Origin of the sequence: Paracoccus sp. MKU1, from assembly GCF_001447385.1 — a bacterium.
GTDB lineage: Bacteria > Pseudomonadota > Alphaproteobacteria > Rhodobacterales > Rhodobacteraceae > Paracoccus.
The window spans coordinates 1-1,724 of record NZ_LLWQ01000013.1; the positions used below are offsets into that span (position 1 = coordinate 1).

Below are 1,724 nucleotides of genomic sequence, written 5' to 3' on the forward strand. Positions count from 1 at the left end.
AACATGAAGACGGCGGTGGAGACCATCTTCGTCGGCAAGGAGCGCCTCTACAATCGTCGGTTCCTGCAGATGGCCAGCCACTACCTGGTTGAACCTGTTGCCTGCACCCCTGCCTCGGGTTGGGAGAAAGGCCAGGTGGAGAGCCAGGTCGGCACTGTCCGCCAACGGTTCTTCTCACCCCGTGTCAGGGTCAAGAGCTACGAGGAACTGAATGCCTGGCTGGTGGACAAGTGCATCGCCTCGGCCAGGAGCAGCAAGCATCCCGAACTGACGGACAAGACCGTCTGGGAAGTCTTTCAGGAAGAGCGCCCGCACCTCGTCCCTTATGCCGGGCGCTTCGACGGCTTCCACTCGCTGCCTGCGGCGGTATCGAAGACCTGCCTCGTACGGTTCGACAACAACAAATACTCCGTCGCGGCAACGGCTGTCGGGCGGCCGGTCGAGATCCGGGCCTATGCGGAGCGGATCGAGATCCGGCAGGAAGGGCGGCTGGTCGGGGACCATCCCCGTCACTTCGGGCGGGACCGGACAATCTACAATCCCTGGCACTATGTGCCTGTCCTGCTTCGCAAACCCGGGGCGCTGCGCAATGGCGCACCGTTCAAGGACTGGGTTCTGCCCGGCGCCCTCGAGCAGATCCGCCGCAAGTTGCAGGGGTCGTCGGATGGCGACCGCCAGATGGTGAAGATCCTCGGCGCCGTGCTGACGGAGGGGGTTCCCGCCGTGCAGAAGGCCTGTGCCGAAGCGCTCTCGCAGGGCGTCCACTCCGCCGATGTGATCCTCAACATCCTGTCCCGCAGGCGCGACCCGGAGCCGCCACCCTTGCTGCTCACCTCTCCGGCCCTGCGCCTGACCCATGAACCGAAGGCCGACTGTGCCCGCTATGACCTGCTGCGGAGGGCTGGCTGATGGATCGTGCAGAGATCATGGCAGCGATGGGCGAACTGAAGCTCTACGGCATGCGCGCCGCCTACGACGAACTCATGGCGGTGGCTGTGCGCCGTCAGCATGAACCCCGCCAGATCGTTGGTGATCTTTTGGCCGCCGAGATCAACGAGAAGAAGGCGCGGTCGGTCAAATACCAGATCACCACCGCCAAGCTGCCCTATGCCCGGGAGATCGAGGAGTTCACCTTCGATGACACCCCAATCAACGAGACGCTGGTGCGCGATCTGGCCAGCGGGGAATTCCTCAGCCAGCAGCGCAATGTCGTGCTGGTTGGTGGCACCGGGACCGGCAAGACCCATATCTCCGTGGCGATCGCGCGCGCCGTCATCCGCAACGGCGCCCGGGGCCGCTTCTTCAATGTTGTGGATCTCGTGAACAGGCTGGAGGCCGAGGGCCGTGCAGGGCGGGCGGGCCGCCTGGCCGAACATCTCATGCGACTCGACTTCGTCATCCTCGATGAGCTCGGCTACCTGCCATTCGCCCAATCCGGCGGCCAGTTGCTGTTCCATCTGGTCAGCAAGCTCTACGAGCAGACTTCCGTCATCGTCACCACCAACCTGGCATTCGGGGAGTGGCCGACCGTCTTCGGAGACGCGAAGATGACCACCGCGCTGCTCGACCGTCTCACTCACCATTGCGACATCGTCGAAACCGGCAACGACAGCTGGCGCATCAAAACACGAGCCTAAATGCTCTCGAGACGCAGGCCCGCGTCGGCTGCGCCAGCTGGAAAGCTACGCCGCCACGGGCCTGCTCACCACATCGCCAGAGGGGTC

At 64.0% G+C, this 1,724-nt stretch carries 1 protein-coding gene and 1 pseudogene; both read left to right on the forward strand.

Annotation, left to right across the window (positions count from 1 at the left end):
- Positions 1-1,012, forward strand: a pseudogene (locus AQY21_RS01260) (IS21 family transposase); the annotation flags it as partial.
- Positions 909-1,637: an IS21-like element helper ATPase IstB gene (istB, locus tag AQY21_RS01265; protein WP_058096087.1), complete on the forward strand. Its 729-nt coding sequence runs from the start codon at positions 909-911 to the stop codon at positions 1,635-1,637. The pseudogene AQY21_RS01260 and the gene istB, both read left to right, overlap by 104 nt.
- Positions 1,638-1,724: the final 87 nt, after the last annotated feature.